Source organism: Pseudomarimonas salicorniae, assembly GCF_023156535.1.
Taxonomy (GTDB): Bacteria; Pseudomonadota; Gammaproteobacteria; order Xanthomonadales; family Xanthomonadaceae; genus Pseudomarimonas; species Pseudomarimonas salicorniae.
This window is the reverse complement of record NZ_JALNMH010000003.1, coordinates 147,833-172,432: the sequence shown is the minus strand read 5'-3', so window position 1 is coordinate 172,432 and position 24,600 is coordinate 147,833. Positions and strand designations below refer to the sequence as shown.

Sequence of the window (24,600 nt, the reverse complement as noted above, 5' to 3'; positions counted from 1 at the left end):
GCTTGGCACTGTCCTGCACCGCCAACGGGAGGAAGGACGATGAAACTGCTGGTAGCGCTGGATCTGAGCGGCTCATCGGCGCAGGTACTCGAGGTGGCAAAGGGCATGGCCCGGGCCACCGCGGCGAGCCTGTGGCTGCTGCACGTGGCCGAGCCGGAGCCTGACTTCGTCGGCTATGAAGCCGGGCCCCAGGTCGTGCGCGACCAGGTGGCAGAGGCGCACCGCCGCGACCATGGGCAGATCCAGGCCCATGCCCGGGCACTTCGTGACGAGGGGATGGAGGTCACCGCGCTGCAGATCCAGGGTTCGATCGCCCAGGCCATCCTCGACGAAGCGGAAAGACTCGCCGTCGACCTGATCATCATGGGGACCCACGGCCATGGGGCGGTGTTCGATCTGATCGTCGGCAGCACCAGCCAGGCGGTCCTGCGCTCAAGCGCGCTGCCGGTGCTGCTGGTACCTGTGCGCGCGCGCTGAGCCGGCGCCCTGGCAGGTCCGATCGGACTGCCGGCGGGAGTCCGCCGACGCCGCGCCTCTCCCGTTCCCGGCGCCGCAAGGCGGCGGAGGGTGTCACGAGGCGCTTTGTCGTGCGGCGGGGTCTTGGGTAGATGAACGCCGGCGGGCGCTGCGGCCAAGCCGGGAAGGGCTGATTCGCGGCGGCGCGGAACGGTCGATTTCGTTGTCAGCGCCGACCTTGCTGCGCTGCGGCGTGACAGCCTGCGTCACCCGACCCTAGCGTATGGAGGCGGGGGAAACGGTCCGCGGCACTCGCCTGCCCGGGGACCTCGTGCTGTTCGCTTCAAGGGCTATCCGTGCCGATGCCGGAGGCCTTGCGTGTTGCACACACCATTCCTTGGGAGGGGAACCATGTTTGACCGTCGTCGCGGCAGCCGCGTGAGGCTGCTGTCTGCCTGTGCCGTGCTCGTCTTCAGCGCCCAGGGTGCCGCCAGCACCCTCAACCAGAACGTGTCCTGGACCGTTGACCGGTCGGGCACCACGGCCAAGTACCGCATCGTCGCCTATGGCGATTCGATCTATGCCGGCTACAACGGGTCGGTGAGCAATGCCGCCCGCTACTCGGCGCCGACGGTGGACGCCGAGTATCTCTCGGCTCTTTGGAACGCCGATATCGAGAGCATCCGGCGGACCAAGTCGGGCGCGGTCGCGTCCGACGTCTACCAGAACAAGATCGTCGGTGAGCGGTCCTACATGCAGGCGAGCACCACCCGCGTGGTGACGTTCGAAATGTGCGGCAACGACGGCCTGCAGGCACGAACCAGCTTCAAGGGGCAGAGTGGTACCTGCAACTATTCGGTGCTGGATACCGCGGTCAACAACTGCAAGACCTATGTCGCCGCGGCGATGGACTACATCAACGCCAACGCCCACCCCAACACCCGGCTCAAGGTGATCGCCAACCTCTATTATCCGGGCTACAACGCCGACAACGTGCAGAGCAGCTGCCGCGACTCGGCTACCGGGCAGACGGTCAACCTGCGTGACCGCTTCCTGCCGGCACTGGTCAAGATGAACTACTGGATGTGCGAGTACGCCCGGCAGAAGGGCTTCAAGTGCGCGGACAGCTTCGGCGAGTACATGGGCCGCGACTACGACAGCAACGGCGACGGCAAGATCGACTCCGAGGCGCTGAAGTACGTGGCCGGGGAGAGCGAGAGCAGCTATGTCACCCGAATCACCTCGACGCTGAAGTCGACCCTGCGCGATGCCAACACCAAGCTGGTCAGCTCCACCACCAGTTACGACTACATCCAGTCCGACGACGTGCACCCGACCTACACCGGTGGCACGGTGTCTGCCGGATTGTGGGGCGGCAGCACTGGAACAGGGGCGCCGCGCTACACCAGCTTCAGCGGCGGCAAGAGCCCGATCTGGAACAATTTCGGCCATGAGCGGATGGGCTGGTCGATCTCGGTGTTCAACCCGCCGAGTCCCTGATAGGGGCAGGGTGGGTCCGCCACGATGAATCGGAAATCGCCCTGGCAAGGCGCCACGCCGTCCCCCGCGGACGGCGATGGCGTGCGGGTCATCCGGCGCGCCCCGACGGACCGTCGGTGGCGGGTGCTCGGCTGGCTGGCGTTCGCCCTGCTCGCCGGCGTGGCGCTGGGCCTGCTGGCCCGGCGTCCCGGCCAGCCGCCGGTGGCGCCGACCCATGCAGCGGCGAAGCAGGTGTCGGGCGTCGAGACCAGAGTCGCAGCACCGGTCCCCTCCGCCGCCGTGCCGAAGCGCAGGCTACCGGTGTCCGAGCCGACCGAGCGGGCCGAGGACTTCGAGTTGCCGAGCCTGGACCCGGATGACCTCGCCGCGTATGTCCGGCCCGGCGACGAGGAGCCGACCGCGGCCGAGCTGATCGAGGCCCTGCGCGAGGCGGGTATCGAATCGGGGCTTGCTGCCTTCAATCACCCCGGCACGAGCCCGCCGCTGGAAGGGCTGGCGGTGCCGGAGGATTACGAACTGCCCGAGGGCTACGTGCGCCACCACCAGGTCACCGACGAGGGCGAGCCGATCGAGGCCATCCTGATGTTCTCGCCGGACCTCGAGCTGCGCGACGAGTCCGGTGCATTGATCGAGCTTCCGGCGGACCTGGTCGTGCCGGAGGCGCTGGCGCCGCCCGGCCTGCCGATCCGCAGGGTCAGCCTGCCGCCCCCGCCCTGAGCGGGGAGGGCGTTGCGCCAGGACTGTCTGTATCGATTGGACAGCCGCTGGCCGGGGTGGCCGGCTGATGGCTGCCGCGCCAGGAAAGTGAAACAGGTGGTTCAGGGATGAGCGGGCATCACGCAGACAACGAATCCAGCCGGCACGCCGCGGCGCCCGGCCGCGCGCACGGATGGATCACCCACCTGGCCGGCGCCGGACTGTCCGGCGGCCTGTTGGCAGGCTATGCGCTGATCGAGGGCGCCTGGGCCCTGGGCCTGGTCGCCCTCTTGCCCTGGCTGCTGGTCCTTGATGGGGCGGGGCGACTGCGCGCGGCCCTGGGCAGCGCCTGGCTGATGTCGGTGCTGATGGCGCTGGGCGTGTTCCACTGGTTCGGCGCCGCCTTCGCGGCCTATGTCGGTTGGGGTGCCGGCTGGGGCCTTCTGGCTCTGGCCCTGCTTGCGCCCCTGCTGCAGCCGCAGCTGTTCGCCTTCGTGCTTGCCAGACAACTGATCGGCCATCGCCTGGGTCCGACGTGGGCGGCGCTGGGCGGGGCCTGCGCCTGGGTCGGCTGCGAGTGGCTCTGGCCCAAGCTGCTCGGTGACACGCTGGGACATGGCCTGCAGCCGGCGCTGGCGCTGCGCCAGTTCGCCGACCTCGGTGGCGCCGCCGGGCTCAGCCTCTGGCTTCTTCTGGTCAACGAGTGCGGGGCGGCGGCCCTGAGACGGGCTCGGCCAGTGCCGAGCCTTGCCTTGCGCCCGCTGGCCACGGGCGCGGTGCTGGTGGCCCTGGTCTGGGCCTATGGCGCGTGGCGGCTGGATGCGTTGCGCGTCCACCAATCCGAGCCTGCGCCGTCTCTGCGGGTTGGCCTGGTGCAGGCCAACCTGACCGAGGTCGAGGCCCTGCGCGAGCGGGTCGGCAGTTTCGAGGCGGTGCGCCAGGTGCTGGGCACGCATTTCGCGATGTCCGCGCATGCCGTGCGGGAACAGGGCGCCGAGGCCCTGCTCTGGTCGGAAACGGTCTATCCCACCACCTTCGGCTCACCCAAGAGCGATGACGGACGCGCCTTTGATTCGGAGATCCTCGGCTTCTCCGCCACGCTCGGCGTGCCCCTGGTCTTCGGCACCTACGACCGCGACGCCGCAGGCGAGTACAACGCCGCCGCCGTGGTCGATCCGCAGCGCGGGCTGCTCGGCCACTACCGCAAGACCCACCCTTTTCCGCTGACCGAGTGGGTGCCTGCCCGGCTGGACGGACCGCGTTTCCGCTCGCTGCTGCCGTGGGCAGGATCGTGGCGCGCCGGGGATGGACCGCGGGTGTTCCCTCTGCGCACCGCCGACGGCCGCGAGGCCAGCGTGCTGCCCCTGATCTGTCTGGACGATGTCCGACCTCAGTTGGCCATCAATGGCGCCCGGCTCGGTGCCGAGGCGATCCTCGGCCTGTCCAACGATGCCTGGTTCACGGGCTATCCGGCCGGCGCCCGGCTGCATCTGGCCGTCGCAAGCTTCCGCAGCATCGAAACCCGGCTGCCGCAGCTGCGCGTCACCACCAACGGCTTGAGCGCGCTGATCGACGAGACCGGAGGCATCGTCGCCCGGACCGGGATGGGCCAGCAGGCCGTGCTGGTCGGTGAGATTCCCCTGCGTGCGCCGCCGCCCACCCTGATGATGCGCTGGGGCGACTGGGCGGGCGCGTTCGCCCTTGGCGTGTTGGCCTTGATCGTCCTGCTGCCTTGGCTCTCCCGCGGGCCGGTCGGTCCAGCGAGCCCGGCGCCGGACGCGGTGTTCGTGGTGTCCCGGCTGTCCACGCCCTGGCGGCTGCTCACCGCGCTGTTGCGGGTCACGGCCGCGTTGGGCCTGGTCTGGATCGCCCTGCGCATGGCCACCCGGGATGGCTGGCAGGTCAACTCGGTGGAGCAGATCCGCCTGTTCGCTGCCACCGTGCTGGCTCCTGCGCTGGCCGCCTGGGCCATCGAGCGGGCGTTTGCCATGCGGGCTGTGATCGAGGCGGGCAAGCTGGTCATCGAGCAGCCCGCCCTTCGCATCGAGTTTCCTCTTTCCAGCCTGCGGGCGCTGCAGGTCTGGCGCTGGCCCCTGCCCGGACCCGGTCTGCGGCTGCGGTTGGCCTCGGGGCGGCTGTGGTCCGGCTGGCGTCTGGATGATCCGCTGGGTTTCAGGAATAAGTTGCAGGCCGGCGGCGCCTTGCTGGGCTGGGACCGGCCCGGTTGCGAGGAGCGGGCCCGCCGGGCCTCGCAGCGGGCCCGGGCCCGGCATCGCTGGCTTGACCACGCGGCAGTGAAGTTCGCCCTGTTTCCGCTGCTGACGGCTTTGCCGGCCTTTCGCCTGCACCAGCACATCGCCTTCGGTGGCACCTTCGGCGAGCTGCTCACCTACGGCGTCGGCGCCTGGCTGGGCGGCCTGCTGATCTGGTGGGTCGCCTGGATGCTCGGGCTGATGCTCCTCGCGGCCGCGCTGCGCATCGCGATCGAGGCAGCCGTGTGGGTGGCGGAGCGGCTCGGCGCTGCGGCCGCGGTGCGCCTTGCGGGCGAGCGTTTCGGGCGGCTTGTGTACTTCCTGGGCGTGCCGGTCTGGTTCGCCATCCGCGTGCTCGCGGGCTGAGCGGCAGCGCGACGTCCCGGGGGAGGCATTGCCGGACGGCTGTCCCGCCTAAGGGCGGTGGCTAAGCGGACGCGGTTTTCTGACACACTATCGATCTGGCTCACTGATCGGGTGGTCGGCCGGCCCGGAAGGGTCCGCGAACGGCCAGGCCGCCCAAGGAAGGGACGTCCACTATGAACAAGGGTTCGCAGACCGAGTCGGTATCCGGAGCGCTTGCCGTCCAGCTGGAGCGGGACGTCTTCATGCGCACCCTGCTTCGCCATCTCTCCGGCACCCTGCAGAAGGTGGTCGGCCTCGAGGAGGCCTCCGGCTTCGTCAGCGTCGTCGGCCAGGAGATGGGCGCCGAGATCAACGGCATGTACAAGCAGGCCCTGCAGGTGTCCGAGCTGAGCCGCGAGCAGGTTGCCGAAGTGCTCGTCGACCTCAAGCGGCGCATCGAGGGCGACTTCTACGTGATCGAGCAGGACGAAACCCGCATCGTGCTCGGAAATCGGGCCTGTCCGTTCGGCGACAAGGTGGTCGGCCGTCCGGCGCTGTGCATGATGACCTCGAACGTGTTCGGCAGCATTGCCGCCGACAACCTCGGCTATGCCAAGGTGTCCATCGAACAGGCCATCGCCCGGGGCGATGCCGGCTGCCGGGTGGTCATCTACCTGAAGCCGGGCGCAGACTCCCAGGCCGCCGCCGGGCGCGAGTATGTCCGGCCTTGATTCGGCCTCGGCGATGGAGCCGTCGCTGCTGGCCTTTGTCGACCTGTTGCCCGAGCCGACGCTTCTGGTGTCGGTCGACGGCACGGTGCTTGCCTCGAACCGCGCCTGTGCCGAGAGTCTGGACCTGGACAGCGCGGGATGCCGGGGCCGGGCGCTGGCCGAGCTGGTTGCCGAGCCGGCGGATGAGGTCGACCACTTCCTGAAACTCTGCGCGCGCAGCCGCCAGCTGCTGCCCGGCGCGCTGACCTTGCGGGGCAAGGTCGAGGCTGCCTGCAAGGCCGAGGGTGGACTCCTGCTGGCGGGCGAGGCTGATCGCAGGCCCATCCTGATGCTGCGCCTGCTGCGCAGGCAGGAGGCCTCATCCGACTTCATCGCGCTGAACCTGCGCGTCGAGGAGCTGGCTCACGAGATACGTCGCCGCAGGGAGGCTGAAGACCAGGCTCTGGAGCTGGCCGAGCGCCTGCGTACCACGCTTGCCAGCATCGGCGACGCGGTCATCACGACCGATCTCGAGAGCCGGGTCACCAATATGAACCCGGTGGCGGAGGCCTTGACCGGCTGGCCCGGCAGCGAAGCCGTCGGACGTCCGCTGGACGAGGTCTTCCGCGTGGTCGATGTTGGCAGCGGGCTCATGCTGGAGAACGCCACCCTGCGCGAGGGCGCCAGCGTCGGCCTGCCCCAGCACGCCGAACTGGTGGCCAGGGACGGCAGCCGCCGACCGATCGAGAACAGCGCAGCGCCGATCCACGATGGAGAGGGTAAGGTGGCGGGCTTCGTGCTCACCTTCCGCGACGTGACCGAGCGACGCCGCGAAGAGTCGCTGCTGGCCAATCAGAACAGCGTGCTGGAACAGGTGGTCCGCGGCGGAGATCTCGGCAGCGTGCTCGACACGCTGTGCCTTGCCATCGAGCAACATGTGGCGGGCGATACCATCGCCACCGTCCTGCTGGTCGATGAGGACGGCAAGCAGCTGCGGCCGGCGGCCGGCGGGCGCTGTCCAGAGGAGTACTCCGCAGCGATCGACCCGGTGCCGATCGGCCCGACCATGGGCTCCTGCGGCACCGCGGCCCATCGCGGCGAGCCCGTCCTCGTCGAGGACATCGCCGTGGACCCCCTCTGGGCTGAGTTCCGCGCTGTGGCCCTGCCTTTCGGCCTGCGCGCCTGCAGCTCGGTGCCGATCGTGTCCTCGGCGGGCGAGGTGCTCGGCACCTTTGCCGTGTACGCAGCAAAGCCGGGTCGGCCGAACGACCAGGAGCTGCGGGTCATGGAATTCCTCGCCCGCACCGCGGGCATCGCCATCGAGCGCCGGCGCAGCGAGCAGGCCCTGCGTGAGAGCGAGCTGCGCTACCGTTTGGTGGGGGAGGCGGCCAATGACGCCATCTGGGACTGGAACCTGCTGACCAATGAGGTCATCTGGAACGAGGGGCTCCAGGTGCGTTTCGGCCATCCGACCGCGTCGGTCGGGCCGGAGGCGGGCTGGTGGGTCGACCACATCCATCCCGACGACCGCGATCGGGTGGTCCGTGACATTCACGCCGTGATTGACAGCGGCGGCACGGCCTGGCACGACGAGTACCGCTTCCGCTGCGCGGACGGGACCTATGCCGAGGTCTACGACCGGGCACGGGTCGTGCGCGATGAGGCGGGCCGGGCCGTACGCATGGTGGGTTCGATGCTCGATCTCACCGAGCGCAAGCGCGCCGAGGAATCACTCCGCTTCCAGCTCGACCTCACCAAGAGCATCACCGACACCGCGACCACCGCGATCTTCATGATGGACGCCAAGAGCCGCTGCACCTTCATGAATCCCGCGGCCGAAGAGATGACCGGCTACCGCTTCGAAGAGGTCGAGAACGGCATCCTCCACGACTTCATCCATCATCATCATCCGGACGGGCGACCCTACCCGATGCCGGAGTGTCCGATCGACCGCGCCCTGCCCGAGAACGGCGAGGTGCGCGATCACGAGGATGTGTTCATCCGCAAGAACGGTGAATACTTCCCGGTGCTGGTCAATGCCCAGGTGATCTACAAGCAGGGCGAGGCGGTCGGGACGGTCATCGAGGTCCAGGACATCACCGTGCGCAAGCGCGCCGAGGAGGCCCTGCGCGAGAGCGAGGCCCACTTCCGCAACATGGCCGACAACGCGCCGGTGATGATGTGGGTCTCCGACGCCACCGGTCATTGCACCTACCTCAGCAGTCGCTGGTACCAGTACACCGGTCGCCCGGTCGGCAGCGATGTCGGCTTCGGATGGCTCGACGCCGTCCATCCCGATGACGTGCCCGGCGCCCGGGCGATCTTCCTCGAGGCCAACCGCGCGCACCAGCCTTTCAACATCGATTACCGGCTCAGGCGCCACGACGGCGACTACCGCTGGGCGGTGAATGCCGCCATGCCGCGGTTCAACAGCGACGGCGTGTTCCAGGGCTTTGTCGGCACGGTGAGCGACGTGCACGAGCGCAAGGTCGAGGAGCAGGGCAGCCAGTTCCTTGCCGGCGCCAGTGCGGTGCTGGCCGAGCTCACCGATCCCGACTCCACCCTGATGCGGCTGGCCGACATCGCCGTGCCGCAGTTCGCCGACTGGTGCGCGGTGGACTTGGTGGTTGGCGAGGGCAAGACCCGCAGACTGACCCTGCGCCATGCCGACCCCGAGCGCGAGCGGATCGGTCGGGCGATGTACGAGCGCTATCCACCTGCCGCAGAGGATCCCGCCGGCGTCCCGGCCGTGGTCCGTACCGGCAGGTCCGAGCTGGTCGAGGATATTCCGGGCGCCCTGTTGCAGACCGTGGCCCAGGACGCCGAGCATCTCGCGATGATGCGCGAGCTCCAGCTGCGCTCCTACATGTGCGTGCCGATGAGCGTCCGCGGCCGGCTGCTTGGCGTGCTGACCTTCGTGGTGGGCGACGAATCCGCCCGCAAGTACGACGTCAGGGATCTGCGCGTGGCCGAGGACGTGGCCCAGCGCGCCGCCGTAGCCATCGACAACGCCAGCCTCTACCGCGCTCTGCGGGACACCGACCGCCGCAAGGACGAGTTCCTCGCCACGCTTGCCCACGAACTGCGCAACCCGCTGGCGCCGATCCGCAACGGCCTGCAGCTCATCCGCCTTGCCGGCGGCGACTGGAGCACGGTCGAACAGGCCCACAAGTTGATGGACCGCCAGCTCAACCAGATGGTCCGCCTGGTCGACGACCTGATGGATGTCAGCCGCATCTCGACCGGAAAGTTGCAGCTGCGGGTCGAGCGCGTCGCGCTGGCCACGGTGCTGCAGAGCGCCATCGAGTCCAGCCGGCCGCTGATCCAGCAGATGGGCCACGAGCTGAGCGTGGACATGCCCGAGCGGCCGATCATGCTCGAGGTCGATCCCACCCGCATGGCCCAGGTGTTCCTCAACCTGCTCAACAACGCCGCCAAGTACAGCGAGCCGCACAGCCGGATCTGGGTCCGCGCCGAACAGGAGCAGGACGAGGCGGTGATCTCGGTGCGTGACGCCGGCATCGGCATCGACAGCGAGCAGCTGCCGAGGGTGTTCGACATGTTCTCCCAGGTCGAGCGCTCGCTGGAGAAGTCGCAGGGCGGCCTTGGAATCGGCCTCAATCTGGTCAAGCGCCTCGTCGACCTGCACGGCGGCCGCATCGAGGCCCGCAGCGCGGGTCTTGGCCAGGGCGCCGAGTTCATTGTGCGGGTGCCGGTGCTGGTCGAGCCTGCCGAAGAAACGCCGGCGACCGAGAGCCCGGGCGAGGACGCCTCGGCGCTGCGCATCCTGGTCGTCGATGACAACCGCGATGGCGCTGACAGCCTGGCCCTGATGCTGAGGATGATGGGTAACCAGCTCTGCACAGCCTACGATGGCGAGGAGGCCGTCGAGGCCGCTGCGCGCTTCGAGCCCGACGTCATCCTCCTCGACATCGGTCTGCCCAAGCTCAATGGCTATGAGGCCTGCCGGCGCATCCGCGCCACCGAAGCCGGGCGCGACATGGTCATCATTGCGCAGACCGGCTGGGGTCAGGAAGAAGACCGGCAGCGCACCCGCGAGGCCGGCTTCGACCACCATCTGGTCAAGCCCGTCGATTCCCAGGAGCTGCTCAAGCTGCTCGGCTCCCTGCCCGAGCTCCGAACCACCCGTTAAGCCCTGCGCCCCATGTCCCATGGGCAGTCCGCTTCATCTCCACCCCTTGCGCATTCCGGTTGCCGTGGACACCGAGTACGAAGACGTGGTCACCTGGAACGGTGGCCGTGGACACCGGTGCATCGCAGCGTGCTCAGAACGCGACAGGCAAGAGTCGACCGGAAGCGAGCCGTCGCCGATGCGAGCTTCGGGCGCGAAGTTCGCATTCGCCCCGGCCCCGCTGTAGGAGCCAGCTTGCTGGCGATAGGCGCCCCGGACGGAACGATCGCCAGCAAGCTGGCTCCTACACGCAACGTCGCTGCCAGGTCCGGCTTGCGCTGCAAAGCAGACCTTGCCGCAGTCAAATTGTGGGAGCGCCCTTGGGCGCGACCGCGACGCTACGCATTCACCACAGACCGCGGCCAGAGCGGATTTCCGCGGTCGCGCCCAAGGGCGCTCCCACAGTCGGGCCTCCTTGGGCGTCGGCGAAGCCCCATAGGGTGCGCCTTGGGCGCACCGATACGGGCGTTCGGACAGTACACCCGGTGCGGCCAGCCGCACCCTATGAATGTCTGCTTCGCGCCCGGAGTTCACCTTCCGCTACGCACACTCCTGGCCGGAATCGGTCCTTCCCAGCTCCGCTGCTCCGTGCTTGCGAGCCGCACCGGTGCTCCGCGGGTGACCAGGGCAGCCGGAATCGGTGCCCAGCTCGGACCGGAACAGCTGACCACGACGAACCGCAGCAGGTGTCCACCTTCAACCGTGATCCGCCCCCCTTGGGGCGTAGGGGGCGGGAGGGGGTTCATGGCGGTTGCAGGCACGCCAGCCCCTGTGGGTGGTCGAAGTGCGCCTGAAAGCCTGAAATGCATCGCTGCCTGCGCTGACGACAGCAGGCAGTAGTCCGCAGCGAAGCAGAATGTTGAGCCGGAAAGGCCGGGCCCTTCGATACTTCACAGCAGACGGTCCTGCTCCGCAGACATCCCGGACGAGTGGCGAAGGCCTCGAAGATGACAGGAAGTCTTCCGGCGCTGCCAGGCAGCATCAGAGCACCAGCTGCCCGACCCTCACTCCAACACCCGCAGCTTGCGCCGGATGTACTCGTCCTGCGAGACGCCAAGCAGGTCGGCGGCCTTGCGTACCAGATGCGCCTCATGATCGCCGATGCGCTGATCGGCGAAGGCGACGCGCCAGAGCCACTCGACCAGGTCGCCGCGCTGCCCCGGGCTGAGCCCTCGGCGCAGGGATTCGGTGAAGTCGTACAGTGACACCGACTGCCGGCGCGCGGTATGGGCCTCCTCCAGCAGGGCGTCGAGTTCGCGCTCATCGATATCGAAGGTCTGGCGCATCGCGGCATGCACGGCGTCCAGCTCCACCGCATCGAAGCCTTCCTCGGTAGCCGCCATCTCCAGCAGCAGGGCAGCCGCCGCGCGGGGCAGGGCGCGTGGCTCGGCCGCGGGCTCATGGCGGTTGACGATGGCGCTGAGGGCGCGGAACCAGTCGGTCATGCGGATGGAGTCTCCTGATCGCGTGGCAAGCTCGGGTGAGGGCGGTTCATCCTACTCTGCGACCTCGGCCTCGATCCGCGCCAGCAGGGCGTCCAGCGCTGCGCGGTCGTACCAGCGGCCCGCGCTCATCACGCCTTCGATCCGGCTTGCGTGGGCAATGTCCTCAAGCGGATCGGCCGCGAGCAGGACCAGGTCGGCGCGCTGGCCGACCGCGATCCGCCCCTGCTCGCGACTGACGCCAAGGTGTTCGGCCGCGACCACGGTGCCGGTGCGCAGGGCCTGGTACGGCGTCAGGCCGGCCTCGACCATCAGGGCCATCTCGCGATGGCTGGAAAAGCCCGGCACGTTGAACACCTGCGGCGCGTCCGATCCCAGCAGCACCGGCACGCCGCCGTCGTGCAGCGCCTTCAGCAGGTCCCGGCGCAGGGACAGGAAGCGCTCCGCCGCGGCCGCATCGAAGCCGGGCTCGCTGCGTGCGCCCTGCACCGATCGGCGCCACTGCTCCCGTGTCGACGCAGGAACGTAGCGGACCTCCGGGCGCTGCAGCAGCGCATCGAGCGGCGTCCGGCCGAGCAGGTTGACCATCAGCGTCTCGGTCGGCGTCACCGCGGTGCCGGCCTGGTGGGTGGCGGCGACCAAGCGGGGGATCCGCGCGGCGTCGGCAGCAGCGACCGCATTCAGACCGAAGAAGCCGGGGTCGCCGGTCCGTGCCGGAGAGTCGTCCGGCGCCAGCGCGCGGACATAGTCGTCGAGGTGCTCGATGCAGTGCTGGCCCTCCTGCAACGCCTGCATCAGCCCGACCTCGGCCGATACGTGGCCGGTAACCGGCATCGATTGTTCGCGCGCCGCGGCCATGATGGCCTGGTAGCTCGCGGCGGACAGGCCGGGATGCAGCTTGATCAGATCATAGCCGGCCTGCTTCTGCGCCAGCACTGCCTCACGGCCCTGCAGCGGGTCCTTGACGCTGTTGCCGTTGAGCGAGGGCCCCGAGGTGAACAGCCGCGGCCCGATGCGCTCACCGCGCGCCAGTTCATCGCGCAGAGCGAGGTGTCCGGGCTCGCCGAGCACGCCCCGCGCCGTGGTCACGCCCTGGCTGACGAACAGCTCCAGCACACGGCGCAGGGCGGCCTGCTGCGACACCGGTGGTATGTGGGCGTGCATCTCGGCCAACCCCGGCATCAGCCAGCGGCCCTTGCCTTCCACATGCAGAGCATCGGCCGGCGGCTCGTAGTTCGCCGCCTCGGCAATCTCGACGATGCGGCCGTTGCGGACCAGCACCGACTGGCCGGGAACGCTGCGTTCGCTGTCCATCGGAATCAGGGTGACATCGTGCAGAACGACCGGTATTGCCTCCGCGCTCGTCGTCATCAGCGCAAGGAGAATCAGCAGGCAGGCGCGCATGGCAGGCCTCCAGTGCAGGGAGGGCACAGCATAGCCTCGTGCTTGTCGGGGCGAGTTCGGGCGCACTTTGCTCTTTGGATATCGCGCAGGACGATCGCGACGATGCAGGTACCGCTTGGGGCGCTGTGGCCCTACACTCATGCCGTGCAACTGGCCCCGGGCGAGGGGCCTCTGGAGGTGGCTGCGTGTCAAGTCGAGGGTTTCGATCGAGGCAGGTGGCATTCACCCTGATCGAGCTTCTGCTTGCCCTGGGAGCGGCGGCCGCTGTCGCGCTGATTGCCGTTCCCATGTATCGCGATGCTGTCGACAAGGCGAGAACCAGCCGCGCGGTCGCTGATATCGCCGAGATCTCGATGGCGCTCGAGCGGCGCAGAACGGTGCTGGGCCGATGGCCCCCGACCCTGGACGACCTGCCCGGCAATCCGCCCCTGATCGACCCCTGGGGCAGGCCTTACCGCTATCTCGCCATTGCCGTGAAGCCCCCTCCACCCACAGGCAAGGTGCGCAGGGACAAGAACCTCAATCCCCTGAATCGGGATTTCGATCTGTACAGCACTGGACCTGACGGCGAGACGCAAACCCAGCTTACCGCCCGCAAGGCCCGCGACGATATCGTCCGCGCCGGCAACGGAAGCTTCATCGGCAGGGCAGAGGACCACTGATGTTCGGCCCTGGCCCCCGCTTGCGCAGATCGTCGGGCTCCTCGCTGCGGCGAGCCGAGGGGAGAGGGCAGGGCCGGCCCTTGGTCGGGACGACGGAGTCGGCCTTGCTGGCGCGGGCCGGGCGAGCGCCGTGCCGTGACGCCATGACGGGACGCTAGGCCTTGCTGCAGCCCCATCTGCAAAGTCGAGTGGGTCGCCGCCTGTTCACCCGGTTTCTGCTGGCGGCGCTGCTCCCGATCGCGGGTTTGGCCTGGTACTCGCACCAGGTCGTGGGCGAGCTGCTGATCGACGCGGCCCACCACCAGCTTACCCGCGACGGCAAAGCCTATGGCATGAGTCTGGTCGAGAGCCTCAACCGGCACGCCGGACGCCTGGACCTCTCCCTCGAGCAGAGCGCTGGTGCCGTACCGGACGCGGTCTCCGGTTTCAGTCATATGGCGCTGGAACCGCATGTGGTGACGGCGGCCATGCAGGACGCCCCGTATCGCCTGAGGCTGACTGAGGGGCAGGCCCCGGAGCTCCTGCGCACCCTGCCCGGTGAGCAAGGCCGACTCGCAGCGAGGGTCGACGCGCAGACCTTCTGGAACAACGATTTCGTTCCCGAGCACTTCTGCGTGTTCAGCACGCAACGGGAAGTGCTGCATTGCTCCCCGGATATGGCCCGTCTCGACGGGGCGGTGGTTCCATCCGCCAGCAGCACGATCAACCAGGTGGTCAGCGAGCATCGCTTCCGCGGCACGGACTATCTGCTCGGTTTCTGGCATGCGCGCTATCTGCCGACGCTGGACAGTCCGGGGTTCGTGGTCATGGTGGCGACTCCGAAGCGACTCGCGCTCGAGAACCTGACACGTTTCCGCCTGGCATTCACCGCGGTCGTGATCCTCGCGATCGCTCTCGCGGCAGCGCTTGCGATCAACCAGATCAGGCAGCAGATGGAGCCGCTGGACCGGTTGCAGGCCAGCGCCCGGCGACTGGCGGCAGGCGAGCTGTCGGCGCGGGCCCATGTGGCAGGCGCTGACGAGTTCGGCCAGCTCGGTCAGGCCTTCGACGGGATGGCTTCGAACATCGAGCGGAAGTTCCACATGTTCGAACTGCTCTCGCGGCTCGACCGGGCCATCCTGGCCTCCTCCGAGCGCGAGCCGGTGGTCGAGACGCTCCTGCAAGGCGTCGGCAGGGCCATTCCCGCGGCCAGGCCGGGCTTGGTGGTGGTCGACGAGGACGGGTCGGGTGTCCTGTTCGCGCCGGCCGGAGGCGAATCCCCTGGTTTGCGGCGGATTGCCCTCGACGCGCATGAAGTCTCCTCACTGCGGGTCGCAGGCGGCGGCAAGGAGGTGGACCCCGACCTCTTGTCGCCTGCCAGCCGGGAAGCGCTCGGCGAGGCAGCGCTTTCGCTTCTTTGCGTGTTTCCTGCCTACGTCGGCGGTCGCCTCGACAGCCTCCTGCTGCTCGGTTTCGCCCAGGCCCCGCAGCACCTGGCCGACATCTTCCAAGCCGGGCGCAGTCTCGCCGATCGCGTTGCGATCGGCGCATCGAGCATCGCCCGTGAACGCATGCTCTTCAAGCAGGCGCACTACGATTCGCTGACGGGCCTGCCGAACCGCCACCTGCTCCAGGATCGGATGGAACAGTCCATCGCCCATGCCGACCGCTCCGGTACCAGCGTGGCGCTGCTCTTCATCGACCTCGACGGCTTCAAGCAGGTCAATGATTCGCTTGGACATTCCCGGGGAGACAGCCTGCTGGTCGAGTATGCGCAGCGCCTGCGAAGTCGCATGCGCCAGAGCGATACCGTGGCCCGGTTGGGCGGCGATGAGTTCGTGGTGCTGGTCCCCGGTCTGGCCCGCGATACCGCCTACTTCACGGTCGACCGCATGGCACGTGATCTCAGCCGCATCCTTGCCGAGCCTTTCCAGCTGGGAGACCGCCAGCTGGTGGCGCCGGCCAGCATCGGCATCGCGCTCTATCCCGAGAATGCCTCGAGTCACGAAGAGCTGCTGAAGATGGCCGATGAGGCCATGTACGAGTCGAAGCGGCGGGAGATCGGTGACTTCTGCTTCTACACCAGCAATATCAGCGCATTGACCCGGGAACGCTTCGAGCTCAGCCAGGAGTTGCGCGAGGCTGTCGGTGGCGGGCAGCTGCTGCTTCACTACCAGCCGAAGTTCCACGCACGTACGGGTCGCCTGGCCGGCGCCGAGGCCTTGCTGCGCTGGCAGTCACCCCGCCGCGGGCTGGTGATGCCGGGCCAGTTCATCGACCTGCTTGACGAGATGGGCCTCGGGACCTGGCTGGGCGAGTGGGTCCTGGATCGCGCCTGTGCGCAGATGCATGAGTGGGACCAGCAGGGCTACCGGGCCTTTCCGGTCTCGATCAATTTCTCGCCCGTGCAGTTCGAACGGACGCCGGTGCCGGCCCGCGTGAGGACAACCCTCGGGAAGTACCGACTGTCGGCCTCGAGGCTCGAGGTCGAGATCCTCGAGTCGGTGGCCGCCAGCGAGCTTCCGCGCGTGCGCGAGGACATTGCCAGTCTGCGTGACAGCGGCGTCCGCGTCGCGCTCGACGACTTCGGAACCGGATTCTCATCGCTCGTCCACCTGACCCGGGTGCCCGCCGACATCATCAAGCTCGATCGCATCTTCCTCAGTGAGCTCTGCACCGATGCCCGCCAGCGCGCCCTGGTTGAAATGATCATCTCCATGGCCAAGGTGCTGGACCTGGAAGTCGTCGCCGAAGGCGTCGAGACCGAGCAACAGCGCAGCGTGCTGCCCGGCATGGGCTGTGACCTCCTGCAGGGCTATCTGCTCGGCCGGCCGGTTCCTCCCGAGGAGTTCGCCGCGCGGTGGTTGTCCGCCGATGCCGGCGCCATCTCCGGGCACGTCTAGCCAGATCGTCGTGGCGCTGCGCTGAGCGCCCTCGCCGCACCACAGGGGCGCAGGGGAGTGTGGGGATGTGGGCATGCCGCTCTCACCCCTTGAGTGATTCTCCGGCCGCGCTCACCGGGCGTCGCTGCCTTCCCATGCGCCGGAACGCCGGATGCTTGGTCGGCTGCCGTGACGGCGGCCGACAAGGCGAAGTTTCCGACGAACGGCTCCCGGTTGCTCCGTTTTTCGAGAAACCCGCGCAAACGGCCCGTGTTCCGACGCAGTTGCTCGCCAAGCGAACATCAGCGAAACGATTGAGCTGAATGCTGAAAGTGGGTGTATAGAGCCGCAGACCGTCACTTCGATTGATCTGCCTGTTCGTGACTTCAAAGCCAATAGAATCGACCAATTGGAACGCTCTTTTGCCGGGCCGCGATGAGGCGCATGCTGGAATCGCACTTCGGGCGAGGAAGTGCGAGAGCGCTTGCGGGGCGTAGTTCCCGGAGGCAAGCGTCCGGGTCCACCGGGCGGCCCACGGCGCCGGATGCGCAGGCCCCGACATCGGCCACCTGCCACGGACGTGGTGCCGCACTGGACGTAGCGCTCACACCAGGGGTTCCCTCGCCAACGCCGGGCGATACGCCAGGAGCGTGGGCCACAGGTCCGAGATCGCCAGGCCGACAGCAACGCCCTTTCGGGGGCGGCCTTTCGGGGGTGACGCATCATGAAGCGAAGCATTGTCCTGGTACTGACATTCCTGGCGCTGGCCATGCCCGGCTGCCATTCCGAGGCCCAGCCGCCGGATCCCGGCACCCAGCCGGCGCCGCCGGCCGAGACCACGCCGACCCGACGCGCGCTGCTGATCGGCGTCGGCAACTACGCCGATGACGGCATCAGCGACCTCAACGGGCCGTCCAATGACGTCGCCATCATGGCCTCGCTGTTCGGCAATGAGACCTTCGGCTTCACCGATATCGTGCGTCTGGTCGATGAAGAAGCCACCCGCGCCGGCATCCTCGCCGCGCTGGATGCGCTGGCCGAGCGCAGCCGCGAGGGCGACGTGGTGGCCGTCTACTATTCCGGACACGGCTCGGTCGTGCGTGACCAGGACGGAGACGAAACCGACGGCCTCGACGAGACCCTGGTGCCGCATGACGCCAGCCTTGACGGCGCGGGCGACATCCGCGACGACGAGCTGGGCCAGCGTCTGGCGGCGATCTCGGCGAGGACGCCGCTGCTGACCTTCATCTCGGATTCCTGCCACTCCGGCACCAATACCCGCTTCTCGTCCGTCGCCACGCGGCGCTTTGTTGATCGCGGTCTTGAGCCGATCGCGCAGACCGACGCCAGTGCGCTGTCCGACCGGCTGCCCGAGATCGCCACCATTGCCGGCGCGCAGCCCGACGAATACGCCTACGAGACCGTGTTCGAGAATGGGGAAACCTACGGCGCATTGACCCACGCCCTGGTCAGCGTGCTGTCTTCGCAGACCCTGTCCAACTACCGTTCGCTGGAAGACCAGGTCAGCGCCCGGGTCAGCGCGCGTTTCCCGCGGCAGCATCCGCGCTTCGAGGGTGGCGGGCTGGAGCGGGCGGTATTCGGGGTGACGGTAGTGCCGACCGCGCCCTACGTGCTGGCCGAGCCCAAGGGCGAGCGTGAGGTCGTGCTGCAGGGCGGCGCGCCCTCCGGATTGCTTGCCGGCACCCGGGTCGAGATCTTCCCGCCCGGCACCAACGATTTCACGGCGGCCCGCGCGGTGGCCGAGGCCACGGTCACCGATGTGGTGGGTGCCCGGGCCACGGCGCGGCTGTCAGCGCCGGCCGAGATCGCGCCGCACTCGCGCGCCCGCCTGATCGCCGGGGCCTTCGGTGCCGAGGCGACCCGCGTGCAGATCGAGGCTTCGCTGCCGGATGAGCTCGCCGCGGCCGTCCGCGAGGAGGTCGCCAAGCTGCCCTCGCTGGCCCTGGTCGATTGTTCGGCGAATCTGCGTGTGGTGGCCAAGGGTGGCTTCCTCGGCATCGTCGGCGAGGACGGCAGCCTGCTGACCCGCACCGTCGCCGTCGATGAGCCCGATGCCGCGGCTCGGCTGGCCGGGCAGCTGCACGACTGGGCGCGCTGGCGCTCGATCGCCGCGTTCTCCAACCCTGCCTCGCGGCTGCCGGTGCGACTGCATATCGGGCGCAGCGCCACCGTCGGCGAATCGCCGGCGCCCGACAGCGTCGCCGCTGGCGAGAACGTCTTCCTGCACATCGAGAACCTCTCGCCCAAGGCCGTCTGGTTCGTGCTGCTGGACCTCAGTTCGGATGGCAGCATCGCCGTCGCCTATCCCCCCGACGGCCGCGCCGAAAAGCTGCCCGCACAGTCGCGCACGCCGGCCATTCCGGCGGTCTTCTCGGTGCCGCCGGGGCGCGCCCATGTCGATGACACGCTGATGGTGATCGCCGCGACCGAGGAGTTTCCCGGCTGGGTTTTCGAGCAGCAGGCCATCCGCTCGGCGAAGTCGCGCCTCGGCAGCGATTGCGCCCAGCCGCCCTGCGTCAGCAGCGACCTGGCGCGGCTGATCGCCGAGCATGCCACCGCGCTGCCGCGGGCCATGCAGACCCGGCCGCTCAGCGAGTGGAGCACGGCCCGGACCCAGGTCCGCGTGCTGGCCGCGCGCCCGCTGCTCGAGCAGCCGCGCATCGCGCTGCATTTCGCCGAGCCCACCGAGGCCGAGACCCTGCGTGCCCGGGTCATCGGGCGGCCGGCGCTGTGCGTCGTCCCCGGCCAGCCTTCCTGCGCCGAGGTCGAGGCCCTGGATGCCAGCGGCACGGTCTTCGCGGTGGCTGCCGACCGGCTGAGCGCCCGCGGCCCCGTCGGCACCGACAGCAAATCGGTGGGCCAGGCCTTCTCCGACGCCTACGCCGCCGGCGCCGAGCTGGGCGCGGTCTACGCCGAGCCGCTGCTGACCGTTGCCGTCCCCGACGAGGACCCGGACCTGGTCGGCGCGCGCAGCAGCGGCGGCGGTGACGATCCCATCGCCAAGGACGACGACCTCTGGAACCACCGCTACACCCAGGTGCCCGCCGCCTGGGCGCTGCGTCGGGAAAGCGGCGCCGAGGCCGGGCAGGAGGCCGCCGGTGTGCTGATCGGCCATCCCGACACCGGCTACACCCTGCACCCGGAAAGCTGGCTGGATGCCGCCGCGCGCACCGGCCCGCTGGACCTGGATCACGACTGGAACTACATGAGCGGGGAGGGCGATGCCTTCGATCCGCGCACCGAGGGCTTCCTGCACAACCCCGGGCACGGCACCGCTGCCTCCAGCGTCATCATCAGCCCGCCCGGCTGTTCGAGCGAGTTGGAGAACAGAGACCGCTGCGTCACCGGTGTCGCCCAGGGCGCGCGTCTGGTGCCGCTGCGGGTGCATGAGTCGGTAGTCGTATTCAACAGCGAGCGCCTGGTCAAGGCGCTGAACGACATCGCCGAGGGTCGTCGCGGCGACATCCGGATGGTCTCGCTGGCCATGGGTGGGCCGCCCTCGCGGGCCCTGCACAAGGCGGTCCGGGCGCTGGAGAAGAAGGGCATCCCGCTGCTGGCCGCGGCCGGCAACCAGGTCAAGACCGTGGTCTGGCCGGCGCGCTTCGATGAGACCATCGCGGTGACCGCGGTCAATCCCAGCTGCGCGCTGTGGCGCGGCGCCTCGCTGGGCAGCGCGGTCGACATCGCTGCCCCGGGCGAGGCGGTCTGGCGGGCCACCTTCGACAAGGACGACTTCGTCATCGAGATGGGCAAGGGCACCACCTTTGCCACCGGCACCACCGCCGGCGTCGCCGCCCTGTGGCTGGCTCATCATCGTGGTCCGGCGCTGGATGCCCTGGTCGCCAGCGGCCAGCTCACCGCCGAGCTGCGCCGCGCGCTGGCCGAGACCGCCTGGCGACCGGACCAGACCATCCCGGAAGGCGTCCAGTGCCCCGACACCCGCGTCTGGCGACCGCGCGCCTACGGCGCCGGCATCGTCAATGCCCGCGCCCTGCTTGAGCGACCGCTGTCGAATGGCGCGGCGCGTGCGGCGCCGACACCGCGGGGCACGCTGCCGCTGTTCGCCAGCCTCTATCCCGAGGGCACCGCGAGCGACCGCATCGAGGCCGACTACCGAAGCCTGTTCGAGACCCCGACCGGTGCCGAGCGCTACGAGACCGAGATCCTTTACCACTACACCACCGACGAGGACGTCCGCGACTCGCTCGACCAGCTGGTGGCCGCCACCCGCAGCAGCGGCGCCGCGCCGGCGGCCGGCCGGGCCCTGGCCCGCCTCGATCTGTCCCGCGAGCTGCGCGCGGCGCTCAGGCGCGCGCCATGAGCGCGGCCGTCCGCACGCTGTGCGCGCTGCTTCTGGCCGCCGGCTGCGTGGCGGCCGGGTCGGCGATGGCCGAGCGGCCACCGCAGAAGTTCGCCGTGGTGATCGGCGTCGACAAGTACAAGCACACCGACGCCGAGCTGAGCTTCGCCGTGGCCGACATGAAGGCGATGAAGAACGCCCTGGAGTACCAGGGCTTCGTGGTCACCCCGCTGCAGGACGCCGACGCCACCCGCGAGCGGATCCTGCTCGAGCTGCTGCGTCTTGCCGACGAGGTCGGGCCGCAGGACACCCTGCTCATCTACTACGCAGGCCACGGCGTACTCGGCCCGAAGACCGGCACCACCTACTGGCTCAACCATGACGGCAAGCCCGAGCACCCGGACCTCGCCGGGCTGCGCGTCATGCACCTGCTCGACTACGTGGCCGACATCGACGCCCGCTACAAGATCGTCATGCTCGACCACTGCTTCTCGGCCGGCATGGACGAGGCCACCCTGGCCCGGCTGCGCGATATCGTCCGCGCCCCGGAAGAGGCCCTTCCCGCGCAGCCGGCCCCGAACGCCAATCACGGCGGACACAAGGCGCGACAGATCGCGCTCGGCGAGCGCGCGCCGATGATCAGCCAGCGTGTCGGCGGCGCCCTGTTCATCGCCGCCTCCCGCGGCGTCGCCCACGAGACGGTCAAGGACGGCCATGGCCTGTTCACCGCTGCCTTCCTGCGCGCCCTGCGCGATCCCGCCGTCGAGGACGGCAGCCCCGGACTGATCTCGATCCAGGAGCTGGCCGCCTTCGTGCCGCGCACCACCCGCGAGCTGGGCCGCCCCGACTTCGTCCAGGACGTCTACTTCAATCGCAACATCAGCGTCGGCGAAGAGACGGTCTACTACCCGTTCCTGCGCGAGCTGAGCGGCCCGGACGAGGTCGAGCGCGAGGTGACCCTGCTGCTGGCCGAGCTGGACACCTGGCACGCCAGCGGCTTGCTGGCCACGAGCGCCTTCGAGCACTGCCGCGAGGTGCTGCAGCGCTGGGCCGACTTCGGCGAGCTGGTCGAGCCCATCGACATCGAAACCGTGCGCGCGGTGCGCGAGCTGACCCGGCAGTACCGCGCGGACAGCGCGCCGGTGCGGGCGCAGCGCTTGCAGACGATCCTCAGCGAGCTGGTGGCGCCGTCATGAACAGAACCTTTGCCGTCCTGATCCTGGCCGCCCTGATCGGCGCCGCCGCCCAGGCCATGGCCCCCGCGCCGCGCCAGACCCACGCCTTGGTCGTCGTGCCCATGCCCGAAGACGAGCAGGCCGGGCAGCGCCTGGCCAGCCTGCTGCGTAATGGCTACGCCGTGGATTCGGTGGAACTGCTGGCCGGGGATACCGCCAGCAGCCGGCGGATCCGCAGCCAGCTCGACGCCCTCGGCCGGCGGCTCGGCCCGCGCGACGGGCTGATCCTCATCGTGCTCGGCCGCAGCACGCACTCTGGCGCAGGCCCGGTGATCCTGACCCCGGACTACGACGATGCGGACCTCACCCTGCAGCTGTCGCTGGCCCGCTTCGAACAGGTCGTTTCAGCGCTTCCGGTCGGCGCCAGCCTGCGCATCCTGCCGGCCTGCCGCAGCAGAACCGACCTGACGCCGATGCCGGCCGACCCGATGAGCCTCGGTCGCCGCCGCGTCGCCCTGCATTACTGCGCCGGCGATCCGCAGCGCGGCATCGACGCCGTCATCGCCGCAATCGACGCCGGAACCGAGGGCAAGGCGGTGGAACCGCCAACGCTGGCCGAGCTGATCCGCCGGCAGGGCGAGGGCAGGGTGACCGTCTCGATCGAGCCCGAGTTCCTCGACGGCAATCCCGACCTGGCCCTTGAGCCGCTGCCAACCTCGCAGCGGGCGCTGGCCACCCTGCGCGACGGCAGCCTGTCGCTGCGCGAGCGCGCCGCGCCGATCCTCTCCCTCGGCCGTCAAGGCGCCGCCGATGCCGCCGCGCGGCTGGAGGTGCTGAGCCTGGCCGCGCGCGATGCCAGCCTGCCCGCGGTACTGCGCGACAGCGCGATCCGCAAGATCGGCGAACTGGGCGAGCGCGCCGGCCTCGACGTGCTCTGGGATCTGATCGAGCGCGAGGGCGCCGAGTCGCTGCGGGTCGCGGCGCTGAAGGCCGCCGCCCGCATCGAGCACGCCTTGCCCGCCGAACGGCTGGAGCGGGTGCTGGCCAGCGCGCCGCCGCGGCTTTCCGCCGCCATTCGTGAGCTGCTGCCCGCGGGCAACGACGCCGGGCGCACGCTCAGCGACCCGTCCGAGCCGCTGCCGGTCAGGCTGGCCGCCTGGAATGCCCTGAAGAAGGAGTTCGCCTCGGCCGCCGATCCTTCGCTGGACCATCCGGTGGCGCAGCAGGCCCTGCGCCTCACCCGCGACCCGAGCGCCGCCCTGCGCGCCGAGGCCGCGCTATGGCTGGCACCCTGGAGCGACCGTGCACCGGTGCAGCCGCTGCTGGTCCGTCTCGCGCAAAGCGACGCGACCGCCGAGGTGCGGCAGGTGGCCCTGTACTCGCTGGGCAAGGCCTTTGATGGCGACGCACCGCCGCGCGAGGTGGACGCGGTGTTCCGCGAGCAGGCGGCAAACGGCCCATCGCCCGATGTTCGCGCGGCCGCGCTCTGGGCGCTGGGCCGCACCGGCCCGCGCGCCGCGCCGCTGATCGAGCCCTATGCCAGCAACCCCTCAGAACCCCTCGCCGTGCGCGATGCCGCCCTGCTGGCGCTCGAAGGACTGCCGGCCGGCAACTCCGCCGCCATCGTCCCGCTGACCCGGCCCGACACGCCGGACCTGCTGCGCGTCGCCGCCCTGCGCGTGCTGGGCCGCTGGAACGAGGCCATCGCCGTCGGCCCGGTGCTCGATGCCGCCGCCGAATCCAATCCCTCGCTTTCCGCCGAAGCGCTCTCGGTCGCCGCCGCGCTCAGCCGCTACGACCCCGCCATCGAACGCATCGCCACCGCGCCCAAAACGGCCCTGCCGATCCGCCAGGCGGCACTCGGCATCGCCGCCCGCAGCGAAGACCCGCGCGGAGAGGCCCTGCTGCGAGAGGCGCTGGCCTCACCCAACGCCGCCCTGCGTCGAAGCGCCCTCGACACCATCACCGAGATCCGCGTGCCCGGCCTGGAGTGCGACCTGATTCGCGCAGCGAACGGCCAGCGCAGCGCCCTGAAGATCGGCCCCTCCACCGCCGTCGCCATCCTCCGCGGCTACGAGTCCCCAGGCGCGCAAAGGGCCCTGCTGAGGGCAGCCAAGGGCGACGACCCCAGCCTGCGCGTGCTCGCCATCCAGGGCCTCGACACAAAGGACGAAGGCACCCGCGACGAACTCATCCGCCTCACCCGCGACCCCGACGCCCAGGTCACCGCCGCCAGCGCCCAGCAGCTGCAGCAAAGCATCCAGGACCCCCGCGTCAACGCCCGCCTCCGCGAAATCGCCCGCGACGACAAGACCGACCAGGCGCTGCGCGAAAGCGTGGCCGAGTCGGTCAGGCAGTACGAGGTGGAGAGGGGAGATTGAGGGAAGCCATTACGCCGATATCCAATGGGTCCATCGTAGCCCCATCGGTCACTGAGCCGAATCGGCAGTCGATCGGCGCATTCCGACCCGGAGTGAGCCGTCGCCGATGCGAGCTTCGGGCGCGAAGTTCGCATTCGCCCCGGTCCCGCTGTAGGAGCCAGCTTGCTGGCGATAGGCGCCCCGGATGGGACGATCGCCAGCAA

At 69.4% G+C, this 24,600-nt stretch carries 13 protein-coding genes; 11 read left to right on the top strand and 2 right to left on the bottom strand.

The annotated features are described in order from the left end of the window. The first annotated feature begins 39 nt into the window (after nucleotides 1-39). From M0G41_RS05045 to M0G41_RS05020, 6 genes are all read left to right on the top strand, one after another. Nucleotides 40-477: a universal stress protein gene (locus M0G41_RS05045; RefSeq protein ID WP_248205967.1), complete on the top strand. Its 438-nt coding sequence runs from the start codon at nucleotides 40-42 to the stop codon at nucleotides 475-477. 390 nt (nucleotides 478-867) lie between these two features. After that, nucleotides 868-1,956, top strand: coding sequence for a hypothetical protein (locus M0G41_RS05040; protein ID WP_248205965.1), 1,089 nt, complete (start codon nucleotides 868-870; stop codon nucleotides 1,954-1,956). Between the two features lie 24 nt (nucleotides 1,957-1,980). After that, complete coding sequence (locus M0G41_RS05035) at nucleotides 1,981-2,673, top strand: hypothetical protein (protein WP_248205961.1); 693 nt, start codon at nucleotides 1,981-1,983, stop codon at nucleotides 2,671-2,673. 107 nt (nucleotides 2,674-2,780) lie between these two features. Next, complete coding sequence (gene lnt / locus M0G41_RS05030) at nucleotides 2,781-5,270, top strand: apolipoprotein N-acyltransferase (RefSeq protein WP_248205956.1); 2,490 nt, start codon at nucleotides 2,781-2,783, stop codon at nucleotides 5,268-5,270. Nucleotides 5,271-5,443: 173 nt separating this feature from the next. Then, complete coding sequence (locus M0G41_RS05025) at nucleotides 5,444-5,980, top strand: methanogen output domain 1-containing protein (protein ID WP_248205953.1); 537 nt, start codon at nucleotides 5,444-5,446, stop codon at nucleotides 5,978-5,980. Continuing rightward, a complete protein-coding gene (locus tag M0G41_RS05020) occupies nucleotides 5,967-10,112 on the top strand; it encodes a PAS domain S-box protein (RefSeq protein ID WP_248205951.1) in 4,146 nt (1,381 codons plus the stop codon). The genes M0G41_RS05025 and M0G41_RS05020 overlap by 14 nt, the downstream gene beginning before the upstream one ends. A gap of 1,043 nt (nucleotides 10,113-11,155) precedes the next feature. On the opposite strand, the gene M0G41_RS05015 is transcribed toward M0G41_RS05020, so the two are convergent. Together M0G41_RS05015 and M0G41_RS05010 are read right to left on the bottom strand one after the other, a co-directional pair. Continuing rightward, a complete protein-coding gene (locus M0G41_RS05015; protein ID WP_248205947.1) occupies nucleotides 11,156-11,596 on the bottom strand; it encodes a tellurite resistance TerB family protein in 441 nt (146 codons plus the stop codon). Between the two features lie 51 nt (nucleotides 11,597-11,647). After that, the gene (locus M0G41_RS05010; RefSeq protein WP_248205946.1) at nucleotides 11,648-12,997 is read right to left on the bottom strand and encodes an amidohydrolase family protein; all 1,350 of its coding nucleotides are present in this window, start codon (nucleotides 12,995-12,997) and stop codon (nucleotides 11,648-11,650) included. Nucleotides 12,998-13,212: 215 nt separating this feature from the next. On the opposite strand from M0G41_RS05010, the gene M0G41_RS05005 reads away from it, so the two are divergent. From M0G41_RS05005 to M0G41_RS04985, 5 genes are all read left to right on the top strand, one after another. Next, nucleotides 13,213-13,659, top strand: a complete 447-nt coding sequence (locus tag M0G41_RS05005) for a type II secretion system protein GspG (RefSeq protein WP_248205942.1) — start codon at nucleotides 13,213-13,215, stop codon at nucleotides 13,657-13,659. A 188-nt stretch (nucleotides 13,660-13,847) separates the two neighbouring features. Then, nucleotides 13,848-16,541 (top strand): putative bifunctional diguanylate cyclase/phosphodiesterase, encoded by a 2,694-nt coding sequence (locus tag M0G41_RS05000; protein WP_248205940.1) that lies wholly within the window; start codon nucleotides 13,848-13,850, stop codon nucleotides 16,539-16,541. Nucleotides 16,542-17,244: 703 nt separating this feature from the next. Beyond that, nucleotides 17,245-20,862 (top strand): caspase family protein, encoded by a 3,618-nt coding sequence (locus M0G41_RS04995; protein WP_248205937.1) that lies wholly within the window; start codon nucleotides 17,245-17,247, stop codon nucleotides 20,860-20,862. Then, complete coding sequence (locus tag M0G41_RS04990) at nucleotides 20,859-22,037, top strand: caspase family protein (RefSeq protein ID WP_248205935.1); 1,179 nt, start codon at nucleotides 20,859-20,861, stop codon at nucleotides 22,035-22,037. Before M0G41_RS04995 ends, M0G41_RS04990 begins: the two co-directional genes overlap by 4 nt. After that, complete coding sequence (locus tag M0G41_RS04985) at nucleotides 22,034-24,397, top strand: HEAT repeat domain-containing protein (protein WP_248205932.1); 2,364 nt, start codon at nucleotides 22,034-22,036, stop codon at nucleotides 24,395-24,397. Before M0G41_RS04990 ends, M0G41_RS04985 begins: the two co-directional genes overlap by 4 nt. The last annotated feature ends 203 nt before the right edge of the window (nucleotides 24,398-24,600 follow it).

Coding starts and splice junctions, on each gene's coding strand:
- M0G41_RS05025 (WP_248205953.1), top strand. CDS start 5,444: ATGAACAAGGGTTCGCAGACCGAGTCGGTATCCGGAGCGCTTGCCGTC.
- M0G41_RS05020 (WP_248205951.1), top strand. CDS start 5,967: ATGTCCGGCCTTGATTCGGCCTCGGCGATGGAGCCGTCGCTGCTGGCC.
- M0G41_RS04985 (WP_248205932.1), top strand. CDS start 22,034: ATGAACAGAACCTTTGCCGTCCTGATCCTGGCCGCCCTGATCGGCGCC.
- M0G41_RS05015 (WP_248205947.1), bottom strand. CDS start 11,596: ATGACCGACTGGTTCCGCGCCCTCAGCGCCATCGTCAACCGCCATGAG.
- M0G41_RS04995 (WP_248205937.1), top strand. CDS start 17,245: ATGAAGCGAAGCATTGTCCTGGTACTGACATTCCTGGCGCTGGCCATG.
- lnt (WP_248205956.1), top strand. CDS start 2,781: ATGAGCGGGCATCACGCAGACAACGAATCCAGCCGGCACGCCGCGGCG.
- M0G41_RS05035 (WP_248205961.1), top strand. CDS start 1,981: ATGAATCGGAAATCGCCCTGGCAAGGCGCCACGCCGTCCCCCGCGGAC.
- M0G41_RS05010 (WP_248205946.1), bottom strand. CDS start 12,997: ATGCGCGCCTGCCTGCTGATTCTCCTTGCGCTGATGACGACGAGCGCG.
- M0G41_RS04990 (WP_248205935.1), top strand. CDS start 20,859: ATGAGCGCGGCCGTCCGCACGCTGTGCGCGCTGCTTCTGGCCGCCGGC.
- M0G41_RS05045 (WP_248205967.1), top strand. CDS start 40: ATGAAACTGCTGGTAGCGCTGGATCTGAGCGGCTCATCGGCGCAGGTA.
- M0G41_RS05040 (WP_248205965.1), top strand. CDS start 868: ATGTTTGACCGTCGTCGCGGCAGCCGCGTGAGGCTGCTGTCTGCCTGT.